This window comes from Limimaricola pyoseonensis (assembly GCF_900102015.1).
Classification (GTDB): Bacteria; Pseudomonadota; Alphaproteobacteria; order Rhodobacterales; family Rhodobacteraceae; genus Limimaricola; species Limimaricola pyoseonensis.
Genome location: NZ_FNAT01000001.1, coordinates 146,087 through 163,714, shown reverse-complemented (window position 1 = coordinate 163,714; position 17,628 = coordinate 146,087). Strand labels below are relative to the sequence as shown.

17 protein-coding genes are annotated in these 17,628 nt (G+C 71.0%); 5 read left to right on the top strand and 12 right to left on the bottom strand.

From position 1 onward, the window contains the following. Nucleotides 1–21: 21 nt before the first annotated feature. Nucleotides 22–417, bottom strand: coding sequence for a hypothetical protein (locus BLT43_RS19045; protein ID WP_090109260.1), 396 nt, complete (start codon nt 415–417; stop codon nt 22–24). A 196-nt stretch (nt 418–613) separates the two neighbouring features. Here BLT43_RS19045 and ccmI point away from each other — a divergent pair, with 196 nt between their 5' ends. The 3 genes from ccmI to BLT43_RS00785 are packed head-to-tail and all read left to right on the top strand — an operon-like array spanning nt 614 to nt 2,510. Next, nucleotides 614–1,810, top strand: coding sequence for a c-type cytochrome biogenesis protein CcmI (gene ccmI / locus BLT43_RS00795; protein WP_090109259.1), 1,197 nt, complete (start codon nt 614–616; stop codon nt 1,808–1,810). After that, nucleotides 1,807–2,283 (top strand): Holliday junction resolvase RuvX, encoded by a 477-nt coding sequence (gene ruvX / locus BLT43_RS00790; RefSeq protein ID WP_090109258.1) that lies wholly within the window; start codon nt 1,807–1,809, stop codon nt 2,281–2,283. Before ccmI ends, ruvX begins: the two co-directional genes overlap by 4 nt. Beyond that, nucleotides 2,280–2,510 (top strand): DUF1289 domain-containing protein, encoded by a 231-nt coding sequence (locus tag BLT43_RS00785; RefSeq protein WP_090109257.1) that lies wholly within the window; start codon nt 2,280–2,282, stop codon nt 2,508–2,510. The genes ruvX and BLT43_RS00785 overlap by 4 nt, the downstream gene beginning before the upstream one ends. On the opposite strand, the gene dusA is transcribed toward BLT43_RS00785, so the two are convergent. Continuing rightward, a complete protein-coding gene (dusA, locus tag BLT43_RS00780; RefSeq protein ID WP_090109256.1) occupies nt 2,507–3,511 on the bottom strand; it encodes a tRNA dihydrouridine(20/20a) synthase DusA in 1,005 nt (334 codons plus the stop codon). The genes BLT43_RS00785 and dusA overlap by 4 nt on opposite strands. 94 nt (nt 3,512–3,605) lie before the next feature. Then, entirely contained in the window at nt 3,606–4,202 is a 597-nt protein-coding gene (locus BLT43_RS00775; RefSeq protein ID WP_090109255.1) for a TetR/AcrR family transcriptional regulator, read from the bottom strand. 161 nt (nt 4,203–4,363) lie between these two features. Here BLT43_RS00775 and BLT43_RS00770 point away from each other — a divergent pair, with 161 nt between their 5' ends. Further along, a complete protein-coding gene (locus BLT43_RS00770; protein WP_090109254.1) occupies nt 4,364–4,918 on the top strand; it encodes a carboxymuconolactone decarboxylase family protein in 555 nt (184 codons plus the stop codon). 43 nt (nt 4,919–4,961) lie between these two features. On the opposite strand, the gene scpA is transcribed toward BLT43_RS00770, so the two are convergent. From scpA to BLT43_RS00755, 3 genes are read right to left on the bottom strand one after another with little or no spacing between them, the layout of a single operon-like run. Then, a complete protein-coding gene (scpA, locus tag BLT43_RS00765) occupies nt 4,962–7,103 on the bottom strand; it encodes a methylmalonyl-CoA mutase (RefSeq protein WP_090109253.1) in 2,142 nt (713 codons plus the stop codon). Between the two features lie 19 nt (nt 7,104–7,122). Beyond that, nucleotides 7,123–9,153, bottom strand: a complete 2,031-nt coding sequence (locus BLT43_RS00760; protein WP_090109251.1) for an acetyl-CoA carboxylase biotin carboxylase subunit — start codon at nt 9,151–9,153, stop codon at nt 7,123–7,125. After that, a complete protein-coding gene (locus BLT43_RS00755; RefSeq protein ID WP_090109249.1) occupies nt 9,134–10,666 on the bottom strand; it encodes an acyl-CoA carboxylase subunit beta in 1,533 nt (510 codons plus the stop codon). Before BLT43_RS00755 ends, BLT43_RS00760 begins: the two co-directional genes overlap by 20 nt. 125 nt (nt 10,667–10,791) lie before the next feature. On the opposite strand from BLT43_RS00755, the gene BLT43_RS00750 reads away from it, so the two are divergent. Beyond that, nucleotides 10,792–12,189: a helix-turn-helix domain-containing protein gene (locus BLT43_RS00750; protein WP_090109247.1), complete on the top strand. Its 1,398-nt coding sequence runs from the start codon at nt 10,792–10,794 to the stop codon at nt 12,187–12,189. Here the strand turns inward: BLT43_RS00750 and BLT43_RS00745 are convergent. The 6 genes from BLT43_RS00745 to bioB are packed head-to-tail and all read right to left on the bottom strand — an operon-like array spanning nt 12,174 to nt 17,584. Beyond that, nucleotides 12,174–12,938 carry a methyltransferase domain-containing protein gene (locus BLT43_RS00745; RefSeq protein ID WP_090109245.1) on the bottom strand — a complete coding sequence of 255 codons (765 nt, stop codon included), beginning with the start codon at nt 12,936–12,938 and terminating at the stop codon, nt 12,174–12,176. The genes BLT43_RS00750 and BLT43_RS00745 overlap by 16 nt on opposite strands. After that, complete coding sequence (locus BLT43_RS00740) at nt 12,935–13,546, bottom strand: pimeloyl-ACP methyl esterase BioG family protein (protein ID WP_090109243.1); 612 nt, start codon at nt 13,544–13,546, stop codon at nt 12,935–12,937. Before BLT43_RS00740 ends, BLT43_RS00745 begins: the two co-directional genes overlap by 4 nt. A 3-nt stretch (nt 13,547–13,549) precedes the next feature. Then, nucleotides 13,550–14,836, bottom strand: a complete 1,287-nt coding sequence (gene bioA, locus BLT43_RS00735; RefSeq protein ID WP_090109241.1) for an adenosylmethionine--8-amino-7-oxononanoate transaminase — start codon at nt 14,834–14,836, stop codon at nt 13,550–13,552. Next, nucleotides 14,833–15,462, bottom strand: a complete 630-nt coding sequence (gene bioD, locus BLT43_RS00730; protein WP_090109239.1) for a dethiobiotin synthase — start codon at nt 15,460–15,462, stop codon at nt 14,833–14,835. The genes bioA and bioD overlap by 4 nt, the downstream gene beginning before the upstream one ends. After that, entirely contained in the window at nt 15,459–16,610 is a 1,152-nt protein-coding gene (locus BLT43_RS00725; RefSeq protein WP_090109237.1) for an 8-amino-7-oxononanoate synthase, read from the bottom strand. The genes bioD and BLT43_RS00725 overlap by 4 nt, the downstream gene beginning before the upstream one ends. After that, the gene (gene bioB, locus BLT43_RS00720; protein WP_090109236.1) at nt 16,607–17,584 is read right to left on the bottom strand and encodes a biotin synthase BioB; all 978 of its coding nucleotides are present in this window, start codon (nt 17,582–17,584) and stop codon (nt 16,607–16,609) included. The genes BLT43_RS00725 and bioB overlap by 4 nt, the downstream gene beginning before the upstream one ends. Between the last annotated feature and the right edge of the window lie 44 nt (nt 17,585–17,628).

Here is a 17,628-nt window from a genome sequence, read left to right as displayed (position 1 = left end):
GTCCGCGCAGGTCCTCGGCGATTACTGGGTCGTCTCGACCTCGGCCTCGCCCTCGGTCTCGATGACGGTTTCGTCCTCGAGCGGCTCGACCGCGCCGGCCTCGGTCTCGTCCACGGTCTCCTCGATCGCGGCATCGGCTTCGGCCTCGGCCGCCGCCGCGGCGTCCTCGACCTCCTCGACCGCCGCGGCCCCGGTGTCCTCGATCGCCTCGGCCGCGCCTTCGGCCTCGGCCTCGACATTGACGTTGGTGTCGCCCTCGACGACGTCGGCGTTCTCGACCTCGCCGCCACCGGCGAACAGCCAGTAGAGCACGACCACGGCCACCACGAGGCCGCCGACGATCAGCGCGATGGAGGAACCGCCGCTCTTGGCCGGCGGCGGGTTGCTGTTGTTGTTGTTGATGTTCGGATCAGACATTCGGGATCCCCCTCGATGTGTCATTTGACGGCGCAACGTCAGCTTCGAAATGGGGGTTCCCGCCGATGCAAAAGAATCGCGACATTCGGTCGCGCCGGTTTCGGGCCAATGCGGGCCTCCCACTCGCGAAGCCGTGGCCGCGCGGGTCTTTCTCCGGCGGACGAGGACGGCTAGGAGGAGCGCAAAGGAGAGGCTGATGCTGTTCTGGATCATCGCATCCGCGCTGGCGGCGACCGTCGCGATCTCAATGATCGCGCCGCTGCGGCGTCCTGCGCCGCCAAGCCCGCCGGACGCCGACCTGGCCTTCTACAGAAGCCAGCTGGCCGAGATCGAGCATGACCGCGCGCGCGGCCTGATCGGCGCGGAGGAGGCGGACCGCGCCCGCGCCGAGATCGGCCGTCGCCTGATCCAGGCCGACCGCGCCGGCCAGCGCCGCGCGGCCGCCGTAGCGGGGCCGCGCCGTTTGCTCGGCCTCGTCGCCGGGGTCGGCGTGGTGGCGGGCGCGCTCGCGCTCTATGCGCAGCTCGGCGCGCCGGGCGCCGGCGACCTGCCGCTGTCGCAACGCATCGCCGATGCCGAGGCGGCCCGCGCCGCCCGCCCCAGCCAGTCGGAGGCCGAACGCCGCGCCGGCACCGGGCCCGAGATCTCGGCGCCCGAGGATTACGTCGAGATGGTCGCGCAGCTGCGCGAGGCCGTGCCGCAGCGGCCGGACGACCTGACCGGCTGGCAGCTGCTCTCGCGCCACGAGGCCGCGCTCGGTAATTTCGCCGCCGCGGCGCGGGCGCAGGAGCGGGTGATCGCCCTCAAGGGCGACGAGGCCGGGTTCGACGACCGTCTCGCGCTGGTGGACCGCATGGTCGCGGCGACCGGCGGCCTCGTGACCGCCGAGAGCGAGACCCTGCTGCGCGCGCTGCTCGAGACGCGCCCTGACGCCCCGGCGGCGCTTTATTACATGGGTCTTCTGCAGGCGCAGACCGATCGTCCCGACCTCGCCTTCCGCTACTGGCGGCAGGTGGTCGAGCAGGGTGACCCCGAGGCCCCGCATGTCCGCATGGCGCGGGCGCAGGTCGGGCGCGCCGCCGCGCTGGCCGGGGTGGACTATGCCCCGCCGTCGCTGTCGGGCCCCAGCGCCGACGACATCGCCGCCGCGCAGGACATGTCGCCCGAGGCGCAGGCCGGCATGATCCGCGGCATGGTCGACGGGCTGGCGCAGCGGCTGGCCTCCGAGGGCGGCAGCGCGCAGGACTGGGCCCGGCTGATCGACGCTTTGGCCGTGCTGGGCGAGGCCACGCGCGCCGAGGCGATCTGGTCGGAGGCGCAGCAGGTCTTCGCCGGCACGCCCGACCTCGAGACGATCCGCGCCGCGGCGCGCAAGGCAGGAGTGGCCGAATGATTCACGAGACCGCGGAAGACTTCGCCGCCGCCCTGCCCCGCGCCGGCGCGCTGGCCGGGCTCGACTTCGGCACCAAGACCATCGGCGTCGCGGTGTCGGACGGGCTGCGCTCGGTCGCGACCCCGCTCGAGACGGTGAAGCGCAAGAAGTTCACCGAGGACGCGGCCCGGCTGCTCGCCATCGCCGAGGCGCGCGGGCTGGCCGGCTTCGTGCTCGGCCTGCCGCGCAACATGGACGGCTCGGAGGGCCCGCGCGCCCAGTCCACCCGCGCCTTCGCGCGCAACCTGTCGCGGCTGACCGAGCTGCCGATCGGCTTCTGGGACGAGCGGCTCTCGACCGTCGCGGCCGAGCGGGCGCTTCTCGAGGCCGACCATTCGCGCAAGCGCCGCGCCGAGGTGATCGACGCGGTGGCGGCGGGCTACATCCTGCAGGGCATGCTCGACCGGCTGGGCTACATGGGGCGCGGAGCATGAGCGACGAGGTCTGGAGCCGGGCCGAGATCGAGAGCCCCTGCGTGAAGCTCTGCACGATCCATCCCGAAACGCGGCTCTGCCTCGGCTGCGCTCGCTCGATCGACGAGATCGCCGGCTGGGGCCGGATGTCGCCAGAGGAGCGCCGCCGGGTCATGGACGAGCTGCCCGCGCGAGAGGCCGCGCCGAAGCGCCGCCGCGGCGGCCGCGCGGCGCGGCGGGAGAGTTAGGCGGCGGCCCTCAGGTCCGTGACCTGCGCCAGCGCCGCCTCGACCAGCTCCGGCCCCGCGCCGGGGCGGTTCGCCCCCTCCGACAGCATCCGCCGCCAGCCGCGTGCCCCGGGCCGCCCTGCGAAGAGGCCGAGCATGTGCCGCGTCACCTGGTGCAGCCGCCCGCCCTGCGCGAGGTGCCGCTCGATATAGGGCAGCATCCGCGCCACGGCCTCTTCGGCCGCGACCGTCTCGCCCTCGCCCCAGATCGTCCGGTCGGCATCGCCGAGGATGTCGGCGGGCTGGTGATAGGCCGCGCGCCCGATCATCGCGCCGTCGAGGCCGGCCTCGAGGAAGCCGCGCGCCTCCTCGAGCGAGCCGATGCCACCATTGACCGACAGGTGCAGATCCGGGAAGTCGCGCTTCATCCGGTGCACGAGGTCGTAGTCGAGCGGCGGGATGTCGCGGTTCTCCTTGGGGCTGAGCCCCTGCAGCCAGGCCTTGCGGGCGTGGATGGTGAAGCGCGTGACGCCGGCGGCCGCGACGGTTTCGAGGAAGCGCGGCAGCACTTCCTCGGGCTCCTGCTCGTCGACGCCGATGCGGCACTTCACCGTCACCTCGACCGGGCTTTCCGCGATCATCTCGGCGCAGCACTCGGCCACCAGCTCGGGCCGGGTCATCAGGATCGCGCCGAAGGCCCCGGACTGGACCCGGTCCGACGGGCAGCCGCAGTTCAGGTTGATCTCGTCATAACCGTACTCCGTCCCGATCCGCGCCGCCTGCCGCAGCTCCGCCGGGTCCGAGCCGCCAAGCTGCAGCGCCACCGGGTGCTCGGCCGCCTCGAAGCCCAGGAGCCGCTCGCGCTCGCCATGGATCACCGCGGGCGCGGTGACCATCTCGGTGTAGAGCAGCGCCCGGCCCGAAAGCTGCCGGTGCAGGTAGCGGCAATGCCGGTCTGTCCAGTCCATCATGGGTGCGACGGACAGGCGGGCGGCGGTTTTGAGCGGTGTGTCGGTGGTCATGTCGGCTCCGTTGGCGGCACGGAAGGCGGTGTGGGCATGAATGCGGGAACGCCGGGGCTCATAGCAGCAAAGCCGCGAAAGGCAAAGCGCGGGCTCAGTGCCGCAGGCGCAGCGCCTCGACCTCGGCGGCGATGTCCTCGGCCAGCATCCGCAGCGCGGCGCCCGAGGTCTCGCGCTGGGCCTGCACCTTCAGGCCGAAGATGTTGCTCTGCACCCGCCGGGCAAGGCGCGCCGGGTCGGCATCCGGGGCGATCTCGCCCGCACGCTTCGCCGCGGCGAAAATCTCGGCGATGTCGCCCTCCACGGCATCGAGATGCCGCCGCGCCGCCGCCATCACCTCGGGATGATCGGCATTGGTCTCGAGCAGCGTCTTGACCAGCATGCAGGCCCGGCTCGGCCCGCCCGCCTCCAGAAGCCCGCCCAGCGCCCGCAGATAGCCCGAAAGTGCGCCGAGCGGCGAGGCCTGCCCCGCGATCCCGGCCAGCTCAACGCGCATCCGCTCGGCATAGCGGTCGAGCACGCTGCGAAACAGCGCCTCCTTGCTGTGGAAGGCGGCGTAGATGCTGCCGGGCTTCATCGCCAGCTCGGCCTCGAGGTCCTTGAGCGAGGTCGCGTGGAAACCCTTGCGCCAGAACAGCGCCAGGGCGGCGTCGAGCGCCTGCTCGCGATCATATGGGGCGGCACGGGGCATGCGCGCAACATAGGGGCCCCGGGCCCGCTTGTCGCCCCGTCCGGCCACATCCTCACCTTTGAGTGATTGCTCAAGTCTACCCATTGAGTGATCGCTCAAACGTGCCATGTCTGTGCGGCGACGGGCCGAGGCGGCCCGATCACGAGACACAGGAGTTCGCGATGACCGATTTCACCCTGCACGACGCCGAGACCGCGCCCGAGGCCAGCAAGCCGCTGCTCGACAAGTCGCAGAAGGCCTTCGGCATGATCCCCGGCCTGCACGCGGTGATGGCCGAGGCGCCGGGCCTGCTCGAGGGTTACCAGGAGCTGCACCGCCTGTTCCTCGAGACCAGCTTCACCGCCGAGGAGCAGACCGTGGTCTGGCAGACGATCAACGTCGAGCATGCCTGCCACTACTGCGTGCCGGCGCATACCGGCATCGCCAAGGCGATGAAGGTGGACGACGCGATCACCGACGCGCTGCGCGACGAGGCGCCGCTGCCCACCGCCAAGCTCGAGGCGCTGCGCGACTTCACCCTCTCGGTCGTGCGCGGCCGCGGCAATGTCGACGAGGCCGCCGTGGCGGCGTTCCTCGAGGCGGGCTTCACCAAGCGCAACATCCTCGAGGTGATCCTCGGCGTCGCGCAGAAGGTGATGAGCAACTACACCAACCACCTCGCCGAGACGCCGGTCGACAAGCCGTTTCAGAAGTTCGACTGGCAGAAGGCGGCCTGATCCGCCTTTCCGGGCCGGCCCATCGGGGCCGGCCTTTCTTCCGTCAGGCGCCGCGCGCCTTGCGGATCATCCCGAGGATCTCGGACGCGGCGGCCGGGATGTTCGTGCCCGGCCCGAAGATCGCGCTGACCCCGGCCCCTTTCAGGAAGTCGTAGTCCTGCTGCGGGATCACCCCGCCGCAGACCACGAGGATCTCGCCCGCGCCCTGCGCCTTCAGCGCCTGCACCAGCTTCGGCGCCAGCGTCCGGTGCCCGGCGGCCTGGCTCGAGATGCCGACCACGTGGACGTCGTTGTCGACCGCGTCCTGCGCGGCCTCCTCGGGCGTCTGGAACAGCGGCCCGACATCGACGTCGAAGCCGATATCGGCGAAGGCCGTCGCGATCACCTTGGCGCCGCGGTCATGGCCGTCCTGCCCCATCTTGACCACCAGCATCCGCGGGCGGCGGCCCTCCTCCTCGGCGAAGCCCTCGACCTCGGCCTGGATCTTCTCGAACTCGGCGTCGCCCTCATAGGCCGCGCCATAGACCCCGGCGAGGGTCTTCACCTCGGCCCGGTGCCGGCCGAACACCTTCTCCATCGCCATGCTGATCTCCCCCACCGTGGCGCGTGCCCGCGCCGCCTCGACCGCCGCCGCGAGCAGGTTGTCGCCCTCGCGTGCCGCCTGCTCCAGACCCTCCAGCGCGGCGTCGCAGGCGCGCTGGTCGCGGCTCTCGCGCACCTTCGCGATCCGCGCCACCTGCCCCTCGCGCACCTTGACGTTGTCGATGTCGAGGATGTCGATCGGGTCTTCGCGCTCCTTGCGGTACTTGTTGACCCCGACGATCACGTCCTCGCCCCGGTCGATCAGCGCCTGCCGCCGCGCGGCCGTCTCCTCGATCCGGAGCTTGGGCATGCCCGAGGCCACGGCCTTGGTCATGCCGCCCATCTCCTCGACCTCCTCGATCAGCGCCCAGGCCTTCTCGGCCAGCTCCGCCGTCAGGCTCTCGACGTAGTAGGAGCCGGCGAGCGGATCGACGACGTTGGTGATCCCGGTCTCTTCCTGCAGGATCAGCTGGGTGTTTCGGGCGATCCGGGCCGAGAAGTCGGTCGGCAGCGCGATCGCCTCGTCGAGCGCGTTGGTGTGCAGCGACTGGGTGCCGCCGAGCACGGCGCTCAGCGCCTCGTAGGCGGTGCGCACGACGTTGTTGTAGGGGTCCTGCTCCTGCAGGCTCACGCCCGAGGTCTGGCAATGCGTGCGCAGCATCAGGGACTTCGGGTCCTTCGGCTCGAACTCCGACATGATGCGGTGCCACAAGAGCCGCGCGGCGCGCAGCTTGGCGGCCTCCATGAAGAAGTTCATGCCGATGGCGAAGAAGAAGCTCAGCCTTCCTGCGAAGCGGTCCACGTCCATGCCGCGCGCGATGGCGGCGCGGACATATTCGCGCCCGTCGGCCAGGGTGAAGGCCAGCTCCTGCACGAGGTTCGCGCCGGCCTCCTGCATGTGGTAGCCGGAGATCGACACCGAGTTGAACTTCGGCATGTGGTCGGCGGTATATTCGATGATGTCCGCGACGATCCGCATCGAGGGTTCGGGCGGATAGACATAGGTGTTGCGGACCATGAACTCCTTGAGGATGTCGTTCTGGATCGTCCCCGAGAGCTTCCCGACCGGCACGCCCTGCTCCTCGCCCGCGACGATGAAGCTCGCGAGGATCGGAATGACGGCCCCGTTCATGGTCATCGAGACCGAGACCTTGTCGAGCGGGATGCCGTCGAACAGGATCTTCATGTCCTCGACGCTGTCGATGGCGACGCCCGCCTTGCCGACATCGCCCTCGACGCGCGGATGGTCGCTGTCATAGCCGCGATGGGTGGCGAGGTCGAAGGCGACCGACACCCCCTGCTGGCCCGCATCGAGCGCGCGCCGGTAGAAGGCGTTCGATTCCTCGGCCGTCGAGAAGCCGGCATATTGCCGGATCGTCCATGGCCGTCCGGCATACATGGTCGAGCGCACGCCGCGCAGGAAGGGCGCCTCGCCCGGCAGGCTGTCGACATGGTCGAGCCCGGCCGTGTCCTCGGCGGTGTAGAGCGGCCGCACGTCGATCCCCTCGAGCGTGCGCCAGGTCAGCTCGGACGGGTCGCGCCCCTTCAGTTCGCTCTTCGCGCGCTCGGTCCAGCCGGCGCGACGCTCGCTCTCCCCGGTCATCGCATGGCCCTCCCCCGGCTCACTCGAATTCCATGATGGTCTGGTCCACCGACAGGCTGTCGCCGGCGGCGGCGTGCAGCTTGGAGACCCTGGCCTTGCGCTCGGCGCGCAGCACGTTCTCCATCTTCATCGCCTCGACTGTGCAGAGCGGCTGGCCCTCCTCGACCTCCTGCCCCTCGGCGACCGCGATGTGCACGACGACGCCCGGCATCGGGCAGAGCAGCAGCTTCGAGGTGTCCGCCCCCTGCTTCTCGGGCATCAATGCAGCCAGCTCGGCCTGCCGCGGCGTGTAGACCCGCACGTCGAGATCGGCGCCGCGGTGGCGCACCCGGTAGCCCGCGATGCGCGGCGCGACCTTGAGCACGGTCTCGGCGCCATCGACGGTGAGGCGGGCCAGCCGCGCGCCGGGCGTCCAGTCGCCCTCGACCCGCATCACCGCGCCGTCCTCGAAGGTCACGTCGGTGCCACCCGCCCCGGCCTCCAGCGTCACCGGGTGGCTTTCGCCCGCGACCTGCACCACGAAGGCGCGGCCGACGCGGCGCTCGTGATTGTCGATCCGGCCCGAGATGCGGGCGCGGCGGATCTCCTCGATCCGCTGCAGCGTCGCGCAGGCGGCGGCAATGCGGCGGCGGGCCTCGGCGGGCAGTTCGACGCCCGAGAAGCCCTCGGGCCATTCCTCGGCGATGAAGCCGGTGTGGATGTCGCCCGAGTGGAACTTGGGATGCGCCATCACCGCCGAGAGGAACGGCAGGTTGTGGCCGATGCCCTCCAGCTCGAAGCCGTCGAGCGCCCGTTCCATCGCGTCGACCGCGCGGTCGCGGTCGGGAGCCCATGTACAGAGCTTGGCGATCATCGGGTCGTAATGCATCGAGATCTCGCCGCCCTCGGCGACGCCGGTGTCGTTGCGCACGACCTCCGCGTCGGAGGCGAACTCCTCGGGCGGACGGTAGCGGGTCAGCCGCCCGATCGAGGGCAGGAAGCCGCGATACGGATCCTCGGCGTAGAGCCGGCTCTCGATCGCCCAGCCATTGAGCTTGATGTCGTCCTGCGCGAAGGGCAGCTCTTCGCCCGCCGCCACCTTGATCATCTGCTCGACCAGGTCGACGCCGGTGATCAGCTCGGTCACCGGGTGCTCGACCTGAAGCCGGGTGTTCATCTCGAGGAAGTAGAAGTTGCGGTCGGCGTCGACGATGAACTCGACCGTGCCGGCGCTCTCGTAGCCCACGGCCTTCGCCAGCGCGCAGGCCTGCGCGCCCATGGCGGCGCGGGTTTCGGGGTCGAGGAAGGGCGACGGGGCCTCTTCCACGACCTTCTGGTTGCGGCGCTGGATCGAGCATTCGCGCTCGCCCAGATAGACGCAGTTGCCGTGCCGGTCGGCCAGCACCTGGATCTCGATGTGGCGCGGGCCGACGACGAACTTCTCGATGAAGATGCGGTCGTCGCCGAAGGAGGAGGCCGCCTCGCGCTTCGAGGCCTCGAAGCCCTCGCGCGCCTGGTCGTCGTCATGCGCGATCCGCATGCCCTTGCCGCCGCCGCCTGCGCTGGCCTTGATCATCACCGGGTAGCCGATGTCGCGGGCGATCCTGACCGCCTCCTCGGCATCCTCGATCAAGCCCATATGGCCCGGCACGGTGGAAACGCCGGCCTCGGCCGCGATCTTCTTCGAGGCGATCTTGTCGCCCATCGCGTCGATGGCGCTCGCGGGGGGACCCACGAAAACCACGCCGCGCTCGGCCAGCGCGCGGGCGAATTTCGGGTTCTCGGACAGGAAGCCGTAGCCCGGATGCACGGCCTCGGCGCCGGTCTCCTCGATCGCGCGCATGACGCGGTCGATGTCGATATAGGACTGCGCGGCGGGCGCAGGCCCGATCTCGACCGCGCGGTCGGCCATGGCGACATGCACCGCGTCGCGGTCGGCCTCGGAATGCACCGCGATGGTCTCGATCCCCATGGCGCGGGCCGAGCGGATCACGCGGCAGGCGATCTCGCCGCGGTTGGCGACGAGCAGACTGCGGAACGGCTTGGCGGCCTCAGAGCGGGATGTTGTCATGCTTCCTCCACGGGTTCTCGAGGCGCTTGTTCCGCAGGGCGGCGAAGGCGCGGGCGGTGCGGCGGCGGGTGGCGCGCGGCATGATCACCTCGTCGATGAAACCGCGCTCGGCCGCGACGAAGGGGTTGGCGAAGCGGTCCTCGTAATCCTTGGTGCGCTGCGCGATCTTCTCGGGCTCGCCCAGTTCGGAGCGGTAGAGGATCTCGGTCGCGCCCTTGGCGCCCATCACCGCGATCTCGGCGGTGGGCCAGGCGTAGTTCACGTCGCCGCGCAGGTGCTTGGACGCCATGACGTCATAGGCGCCGCCATAGGCCTTGCGGGTGATGACGGTGACCTTGGGCACGGTGGCCTCGCCATAGGCGAACAAAAGCTTCGCGCCGTGCTTGATGACGCCGCCATATTCCTGGCCCGTCCCGGGCAGGAAGCCCGGCACGTCGACCAGCGTCAGGATCGGGATCTCGAAGGCGTCGCAGAAGCGCACGAAGCGCGCGGCCTTGCGGCTACTGTCGATGTCGAGGCAGCCGGCCAGCACCATCGGCTGGTTGGCCACCACGCCGACGGTCTGCCCTTCCAGCCGGATGAAGCCGGTCAGGATGTTCTTGGCGAACTCGGCCTGCATCTCGAGGAAGTCGCCCTCGTCGGCGATCTTGGTGACCAGCTCGTGCATGTCGTAGGGCTGGTTCGGGTTGGCCGGGATCAGGCTGTCGAGGCTCGGCTCCTCGCGCGCGGGATCGTCGAAGAAGGGCCGCACCGGCGCCTTCTCGCGGTTGTTGAGCGGCAGGAAATCGATCAGCCGCCGCGCCTCCAGAAGCGCCTCGACGTCGTTCTCGAAGGCCGCGTCGGCCACGCTCGACTTGCGCGCATGGGTGAGCGCGCCGCCCAGTTCCTCGGCGGTCACCACCTCGCCGGTCACGGTCTTCACCACGTCGGGGCCGGTGACGAACATGTAGGACGAGTCCTTCACCATGTAGATGAAGTCGGTCATGGCGGGCGAGTAGACCGCGCCGCCGGCACAGGGGCCCATCACGAGGCTGATCTGCGGCACCACGCCCGAGGCCAGCACGTTCTTCTGGAACACGTCGGCATAGCCGCCCAAGGACGCCACGCCCTCCTGGATGCGGGCGCCGCCCGAATCGTTGATGCCCACCACCGGCGCGCCGTTGCGCATCGCCATGTCCATGATCTTGCAGATCTTCTGGGCGTGGGTTTCGGAGAGCGAGCCGCCGAAGACGGTGAAGTCCTGGCTGAAGACATAGACCATGCGGCCGTTCACCGTGCCCCAGCCGGTGACCACGCCGTCGCCCGCGGGGCGGCTGTCGGCCATGCCGAAATCGGTGCAGCGGTGCCGCACGAACATGTCGTATTCCTCGAAGCTGCCCTCGTCCAAGAGCAGCTCGATCCGCTCGCGCGCGGTCAGCTTGCCCTTGGCGTGCTGCGCCGCGATGCGCTTTTCGCCGCCGCCCATCCGGGCCGAGGCGCGGCGCTCTTCGAGCTCGCGCAAGATTTCCTGCATCGGCGTCCTCCTTTGCGGGCCATGCTAGGGTTTCGCCGCGAACCCGCCCAGCGCCAATCCGCAAATTTGCAAAACAGGCATTATGCGGTATGCCAAAATGGCAAACCTGCAAATCGGGAGGTCGCGTGGCGGTCCAGAAACATTACGCCGGCACCCAGCTGCGCGACCTGCGCGGACGGCTCGGCCTGACCCAGAAGCTTTTTGCCGAGCGGCTGGGCGTGTCGCTGCCCTATCTCAACCAGATGGAGAACAACCACCGCCCGGTCTCGGCCGGGGTGGTGCTGGCGCTGGCGCGCGAATTCGGCTTCGACGTGACCGAGCTGACCTCTGGCGAGGAGATCCGCCTCGCCTCCGACATGCGCGAGGCGCTGGCCGACCCGGTCCTGAGCGGCGCGCAGCCGTCGCTGTCGGACCTGCGCATGGTCGCGGCCAATGCGCCCTCGGTGGCGCGCGCGCTTCTCGACCTGCACGCCGCCTACCGCCGCGCGCAGGACCGGCTCGCCTCCTTCGACGAGGCGCTGGGCCGCGCGGGCGCGGCGCCCTCGCCCTGGGAGGAGGTGCGCGACTTCTTCCACTACTGCGACAACTACATCGACGCGGTGGACCGCGCCGCAGAACGCTTCGCACGCCGCGCCGCCGAGGCCGGCCGCGACGCGCCCGAGGCCGCCGCGCAGGCGCTGGAGGCGCGCGGCGTCACGCTGCGCGAGGCGGCAGAGGGGCCGCTGCGCCGCTACGACGCCGAAGCCCGCGTGCTGACCGTCTCGGCCCGCGCGCCGCGCCCGACGCGGCGGTTCCAGCTGCTGGTACAGCTGGCGCTGATCGAGCACCGGCAGCTGATCGAGGCGACGCTCGATCTCGGCCGGTTCGAGACCGGCACGGCGCGCGACATCGCCCGGATCGGCCTCGCCAACTACTTCGCCGGCGCGGCGCTGATGCCCTACGGCCCCTTCCTCGAGGCAGCGCAGCAGATGCGGCATGATCTGGAGCGTCTGGCCGAGCGCTTCGGCGCGAGCCTCGAGCAGGTGGCGCATCGGCTCTCGACGCTGCAGCGCCCCGGCGCACGCGGCGTGCCCTTCTGGTTCGTGCGGGTCGACCAGGCCGGCACGGTGACCAAGCGCCACTCGGCCACCCGGCTGCAATTCGCGCGTTACGGCGGGGCGTGCCCGCTGTGGAACGTGCACCGCGCCTTTGAGACGCCGACGCAATGGCTGCGCCAGCTGGCGCAGACGCCGGACGGGGTGCGCTACTTCTCTCTGGCGCGCGACGTCAGCGGCGGCGGCGGTGCATGGGGCGCACCGGTGCGCCGCTTCGCCATCGCGCTGGGCTGCGAGATCAAGCACGCGGGCGATCTGGTCTATGCCGACCACATGGATCTCGACGCCGCCGGCGCCTTCGAACCGATCGGCATCTCCTGCCGGATCTGCGAGCGGCAGGACTGCCACCAGCGCGCGGTGCCGCCGCTGGAGGGGCGGCTCAGGGTCGATGCCGATCTGCGCGGCGAGCTACCCTACCGGCTGGAGTGAGCCCTGCGCGCCAGCAGGTGCACGCAGTCATAGGTCAGGCCGAGCCGCCCGTCAGACAGCGCGTGATCCCGCCGCCACGCCGCCTCGACCTCGCGCATCCGCGCCCGGCCCCAGCGGGCGCGGGCATTGCCGGTGACGCCGGTGGCGCGGAGATGGCGCAAGAGCTGCGGCAGGTCGTCGAAGCCGAGCCGGGTGCGCCGCGCCTCGACGGCGCGCATTTCCATGTCGTCGGGCAGCAGTGCGGGCCAGCCCTCAGGATCGATGTAGGACATCGGCGCGGGCTCGGCGCCCAGCGCGACCAGCTCGGTGAAATGCCCCCGACCGAAGCCGCCGAGCAGCAGCCGCCCGCCCGGCGCGAGCGCATCCGTAAGCCGCGCCAGCAGCGCCGCCGGGTCGGCGATCCACTGGATCGTCGCGCCGGAGGCGATCAGGTCGAAGGAGCCCTCGAGCGGCAGCGCCTCGACCGGGCCGGGGCGGAAGCCGGGTCGCAGTTCCTCCGGCAGCCGATCGCCCGCCTCCGGCAGCAGGTCGTTGAGGGCGTAGTCCCCGACCTCGAAACGCGCGGTCAGCGCCTCGGTCAAGAGCCCCGCTCCGCAGCCGAACTCGAACACCCGGCCGAGCCGCGCGGGCGCGCCGTCTTCGACCAGCATCTCGGCCAGCCGCCGGGCGCTTTCCGCCTGCACGCGCGCCTCGTCGCGATAGGTGGCGAGGCCGCGGCGGAAGGCGCGGGCGATGCGGGGATGGCTCATCCCGTCACCTCCTCCCAGCGCGACCAGAGGTCAAAGGGCGTGTGCGGCGCGTCCACCTCCTCGACCGTGCGGCCCGCGAAGGCGCGGTGCAGGTTGGCGGGCGGGAAGATACGGTCGCCGGTGGCGATCACCACCCGGTCCCACGCCACATCCGACGCAGGCCCGCGCGCCGCCACGGCGTCGAGTTCGTCCCGAAGCGCAGGAATGTCAGCGGACGCGACCGGCGGCGCGCCGATCCGGTCGAGGAAGCTGGCGAGCGTAACCGGGTCGAGCCGGTCGCGGGTGCGCTGGAAGATGGCGGGCGGGATGCCCATGGCACGGTCCACCGGGGCGGGGCTGCCGCAGAGCGCGATCCGCCTGTCGAAGGCCGTCTCGCGCCCCGCCTGCCAGTGCCCGTAGGCCGCGACGCCGAAGGACCACGCCACGAGGTCGCGACGCGCGTAGCCCGAGAGGTTCGGCAGATCGGCGTCGAGATCGCGCCAGTCCTCGACATAGAGCACGTCGGCGCCCGTCAGATGCGCCAGCGCCGCCGGGCCCGCCGCCCAGCCGCCGAACACCGTCACCACCCGGTCAGCGCCCCCCGGCCCCGAGAGCCAGCGCCAACGCATGGCTCAGAGCGTCCGCGCCAGCCGCAGCATCGCGGCCGAGACCCGCGACACCTCGTCGGGCGCGAGGATGAAGGGTGGCATGGCGTAGATGTTGCGGCCGAAGGGACGCAGCCAGACGCCGGTCTCGCGCGAGATTGGGTGGGCCTCGTCGGCGCTGACGGAATGATCCATCTCGATCACCGCGATGGCGCCCAGCACCCGGACATCGGCCACGCCCGGCAGGTCGCGCGCAGGCGCCAGTTCGGCCTGCATCTGCGCCGCGATCTCGGCCACGCGGCCGCGCCACGTGCCGTCGGCCAAGAGGTCGAGGCTGGCGCAGGCGGCGGCGCAGGCCAGCGGATTGCCCATGAAGGTCGGCCCGTGCATGAACAGCCCCGGATCGCCGCCGCCGATGGTCTCGGCGACATGGCTCGAGGCCATCACCGAGGCGAAGGAGATGTGGCCGCCTGTCAGCGCCTTGCCGAGACACATGATGTCGGGCGTGACGCCGGCGAGATCGGCCGCGAAGAGATGGCCGGTGCGGCCGAAGCCTGTCGCGATCTCGTCGAAGATCAGCAGGATGCCCATCTCGTCGCAGAGCCTGCGCGCCCGGCGCAGGTATTCGGGGTGGTAGAAGCGCATGCCCCCCGCCCCCTGCACCACCGGCTCGAGCACCAGCGCCGCGATCTGGTCGCCATGTTCATGCAGGAGCCGCAACAGCGCGGCGGTGCCGTTGGCCTCGTCGTCCTCGGGCCAGCCCTCGTCCAGCGTCACCGGCGGGCGCGGCGCGAAATACTGGATGTTGAGCGATCCCTCGAACAGGTGATGCATGCCGTTCACCGGGTCGCAGACGCTCATCGCCTTCCAGGTGTCGCCGTGATAGCCGCCGCGGATCGTGGCGAAGCGGCTGCGGCCCGGGAAGCCGGCGGCGAGCTGGTGCTGCACCGCCATCTTCATCGCCACCTCGATCGCCACCGAGCCGCTGTCGCAGTAGAACACCCTGTCGAGCCCCGCGGGCGTCATCGCCACGAGCCGGCGGCCGAGCTCGACCGCGGGTTCATGCGTCAGCCCGCCGAACATCACATGCGGCAGGCGGTCGATCTGGTCCTTCATCGCGGCCGTGATCGCCGGGTGGCGGTGGCCGTGGATCGTGCACCACCAGGACGACATCGCGTCGATCATCCGCGTGCCGTCGTCGAGCGTGATCCACGCGCCGTCGGCGCGATCGACCATGAAGGTCGGGCCGGGCTTCGTGACGTTGGTGTAGGGGTGCCAGAGATGGTCGCGGTCGAATTCGGCGGCGTCGGTCATGCGGTCTCCATGGCGGCCCGGATCGCGGCGAGGTCGATGGCGGCGAAGGCCTGCGCGAGCGTGTCGCCGTCGAGCGGCGCGATCGGCCCAAGGTGGCCCAGGTGCCGCGCCTCGCCCATCTCGCAGATCGTGCGCTCGACCCGGGGCGCGGCCTCGCCGATGAAGACCACGCCCGCGACCGGCACGCCGCGCGCCTTGAGCGCCATCAGCGACAGCAGCGAGTGGTTGATCGTGCCAAGCGCGGTGCGGGCGCAGAGCACCACCGGCGCGCCCCAGCGTGCGAAGAGGTCGAGGAAGGTGACGTCTTCGTTCAGCGGCACCATCAGCCCGCCCGCGCCCTCGATGACCAGTGGGCCGTCGATGTCGGGCAGCACGAGTGCCTGCGGGTCGATCCGCACGCCTTCGGCCTCGGCCGAGATGTGCGGGCTGGCGGGCAGTTCCAGCTTCAACGCCTCGGGCAGTACCGGCCGGCCGGAGAGCCGCGCGACGATCTCGCTGTCGGTCTCCTCTTCGAGGCCGGACTGCACCGGCTTCCAGTAGGTCGCGCCCAGCGCCCGGGTCAGCCCGGCGGAGAAGACGGTCTTGCCGATGCCGGTGTCGGTGCCGGTGACGACGATCGGGTTCATGCGGCGGCCCTTCGCAGATCTTGCAGGTCGGCGAAGAGCGCGTCGATCTCCTCGCCGGTGACGTTGGGGGTGATCGAGACGCGCAGCCGGGCGGTGCCGCGCGGCACGGTCGGCGGGCGGATCGCGCGCACGTCGTGGCCGCGCGCCTGCAGCGCCTGCGCCAGGGCGACGGCCTCGGGGTCCTCGCCGATCAGGATCGGCAGGATCTGGGTGTCGAAAGCGCCAAAGCGGGAAGCGGCCGCGTGGGCGCGGCGGATGTTGGTCCAGGCGGCCTCGCGCAGATCGGGGCGCGACGCGACGATCGTCAGGGCCGCGCGCACGATGGCGGCGTCGAGCGGCGAGGGCGCGGTCGAGAAGACGAAGTTTCGGGCGCGGTTTACCAGCGTGTCGACCAGCACCTCGTCGCCGCAGACCAGGCCGCCCACCGCGCCCAGCGCCTTGCCGCAGGTGTGCAGCGTGACGAGGTCGACCGACGCGTCGAGCCCATGCGCCAGCCCCTGCCCCCTCTCGCCGTAAAGCCCGGTCGCATGCGCCTCGTCCACGACCAGCACCGCGCCGTCCTCGGCCGCGACGTCGGCGAGGGCGTCGAGCGGCGCGAGGTCGCCCTCCATCGAGTAGAGGCTCTCGCAGGCGATCCAGGCGCGGCCCCGGCCTCCCTCGGCCCGCCAGGCCCGCAGGGCGTCGCGCGCGGCACCGGCGTCGTTATGGGCGAAGGCGCGGCATTCGGCGCGGCCCATCTTCATGCCGTCATGCGCGCTGGCATGGACCAGCGCGTCGTGCAGCACCAGGTCGCCCTGCATCGGCAGCGCGGCGAAGAGCGCGACGTTGCCCGGGAAACCGCCGCCCATGTAGAGCGCGGCCTCGGCGCCGAAGAAGGCGGCGGCCTCGCGCTCCAGCGCCTCGTGTTCGGCGGCGTTGCCCCGAAGCAGCCGCGAGCCGCCGGAGCCCACCGCCACGCCGCGGTTTAGGGCCTCGCGCGCGGCGTCGCGCAGAAGGTCGGAGGCGGCGAGGCCGAGATAGTCGTTCGAGGAGAAGTCGCGCCCGGCGCGGGGCATCAGCGCCCGCCGGCGCCCGCGCGCGCCCAGCGCGTCGAGCGCCTCGGCGTGGCGCGGAAATCCGGGGCGGCCCTGTCCGGCCGCCGCGCTCATCGCGCCCCGGTCTCGCCGGGCTCCATCGCTTCCAGACCGAGCCGGTCGAACAGCGCGGCATCGCGGTCCTCGCCCGGGTTCTCGGCCGTGAGCAGCACGTCGCCCGAGAAGATCGAGTTGGCGCCGGCGAAGAAGCACAGCGCCTGGGTCTCGGCGCTCATCGAGGTGCGCCCGGCCGAAAGCCGCAGATGCGCGCGCGGCATCAGGATGCGGGCCAGCGCGATGACGCGGACGAACTCGATCCCCTCGACCGGCTCGGCATCGGCGAGCGGCGTGTCGGGCATCGGCATCAGCTGGTTGATCGGCACGCTGTCGGGATGCGCCGGCAGGTTGGCCAGCGCCAACAGCATGTCGATGCGGTCCATCTCGGTCTCGCCCATGCCGAGGATGCCGCCCGAGCAGACCTTGATCCCGGCCTCGCGCACGCGGTTCAGCGTGTCGATCCGGTCGGCGAAGGTGCGGGTGGTGATCACCTCGGGGTAATACCGCTCCGAGGTGTCGATGTTGTGGTTGTAGTAGTCGAGACCGGCATCCTTCAGGCGGAACACCTGGTCGTCGTCGAGCATGCCTAGCGTCATGCAGGTCTCCATGCCCATGGCGCGCACGCCCTCGACCATGGCGACCAGCTGGTCCATGTCGCGCTCCTTGGGCGAGCGCCAGGCCGCACCCATGCAGAAGCGGGTCGAGCCCTGCTCCTTGGCGCGGCGGGCCTCGGCCAGAACCCGCTCGACCTCGATCAGCTTCTTGGCCGGGAGGTGCGAGCCGTTGCGCGCCGACTGGCTGCAATAGGCGCAATCCTCGGCGCAGCCGCCGGTCTTGATGTTGGAAAGCCGGCTGCGCTGGACCTTGTTGGGGTCGAAATGCTGCCGGTGCACGGTCTGGGCCTGGAACAGCAGGTCGTTGAACGGCTGGTCGAAGATCGCCTGCGCCTCGGCGCGGGTCCAGTCGTTGCGGATGGGGCTGGCGTCGAGCACGGCGGGTCCTGCCTCTGTAGCGTCTGGAGTGTTTCTAGGCCAGG

Coding starts and splice junctions, on each gene's coding strand:
- BLT43_RS19045 (WP_090109260.1), bottom strand. CDS start 417: ATGTCTGATCCGAACATCAACAACAACAACAGCAACCCGCCGCCGGCC.
- ccmI (WP_090109259.1), top strand. CDS start 614: ATGCTGTTCTGGATCATCGCATCCGCGCTGGCGGCGACCGTCGCGATC.
- BLT43_RS00725 (WP_090109237.1), bottom strand. CDS start 16,610: ATGAGCGCGGCGGCCGGACAGGGCCGCCCCGGATTTCCGCGCCACGCC.
- BLT43_RS00785 (WP_090109257.1), top strand. CDS start 2,280: ATGAGCGACGAGGTCTGGAGCCGGGCCGAGATCGAGAGCCCCTGCGTG.
- bioA (WP_090109241.1), bottom strand. CDS start 14,836: ATGACCGACGCCGCCGAATTCGACCGCGACCATCTCTGGCACCCCTAC.
- BLT43_RS00755 (WP_090109249.1), bottom strand. CDS start 10,666: ATGCAGGAAATCTTGCGCGAGCTCGAAGAGCGCCGCGCCTCGGCCCGG.
- ruvX (WP_090109258.1), top strand. CDS start 1,807: ATGATTCACGAGACCGCGGAAGACTTCGCCGCCGCCCTGCCCCGCGCC.
- BLT43_RS00740 (WP_090109243.1), bottom strand. CDS start 13,546: ATGCGTTGGCGCTGGCTCTCGGGGCCGGGGGGCGCTGACCGGGTGGTG.
- BLT43_RS00760 (WP_090109251.1), bottom strand. CDS start 9,153: ATGACAACATCCCGCTCTGAGGCCGCCAAGCCGTTCCGCAGTCTGCTC.
- BLT43_RS00775 (WP_090109255.1), bottom strand. CDS start 4,202: ATGCCCCGTGCCGCCCCATATGATCGCGAGCAGGCGCTCGACGCCGCC.
- dusA (WP_090109256.1), bottom strand. CDS start 3,511: ATGACCACCGACACACCGCTCAAAACCGCCGCCCGCCTGTCCGTCGCA.
- bioD (WP_090109239.1), bottom strand. CDS start 15,462: ATGAACCCGATCGTCGTCACCGGCACCGACACCGGCATCGGCAAGACC.
- scpA (WP_090109253.1), bottom strand. CDS start 7,103: ATGACCGGGGAGAGCGAGCGTCGCGCCGGCTGGACCGAGCGCGCGAAG.
- BLT43_RS00770 (WP_090109254.1), top strand. CDS start 4,364: ATGACCGATTTCACCCTGCACGACGCCGAGACCGCGCCCGAGGCCAGC.
- BLT43_RS00745 (WP_090109245.1), bottom strand. CDS start 12,938: ATGAGCCATCCCCGCATCGCCCGCGCCTTCCGCCGCGGCCTCGCCACC.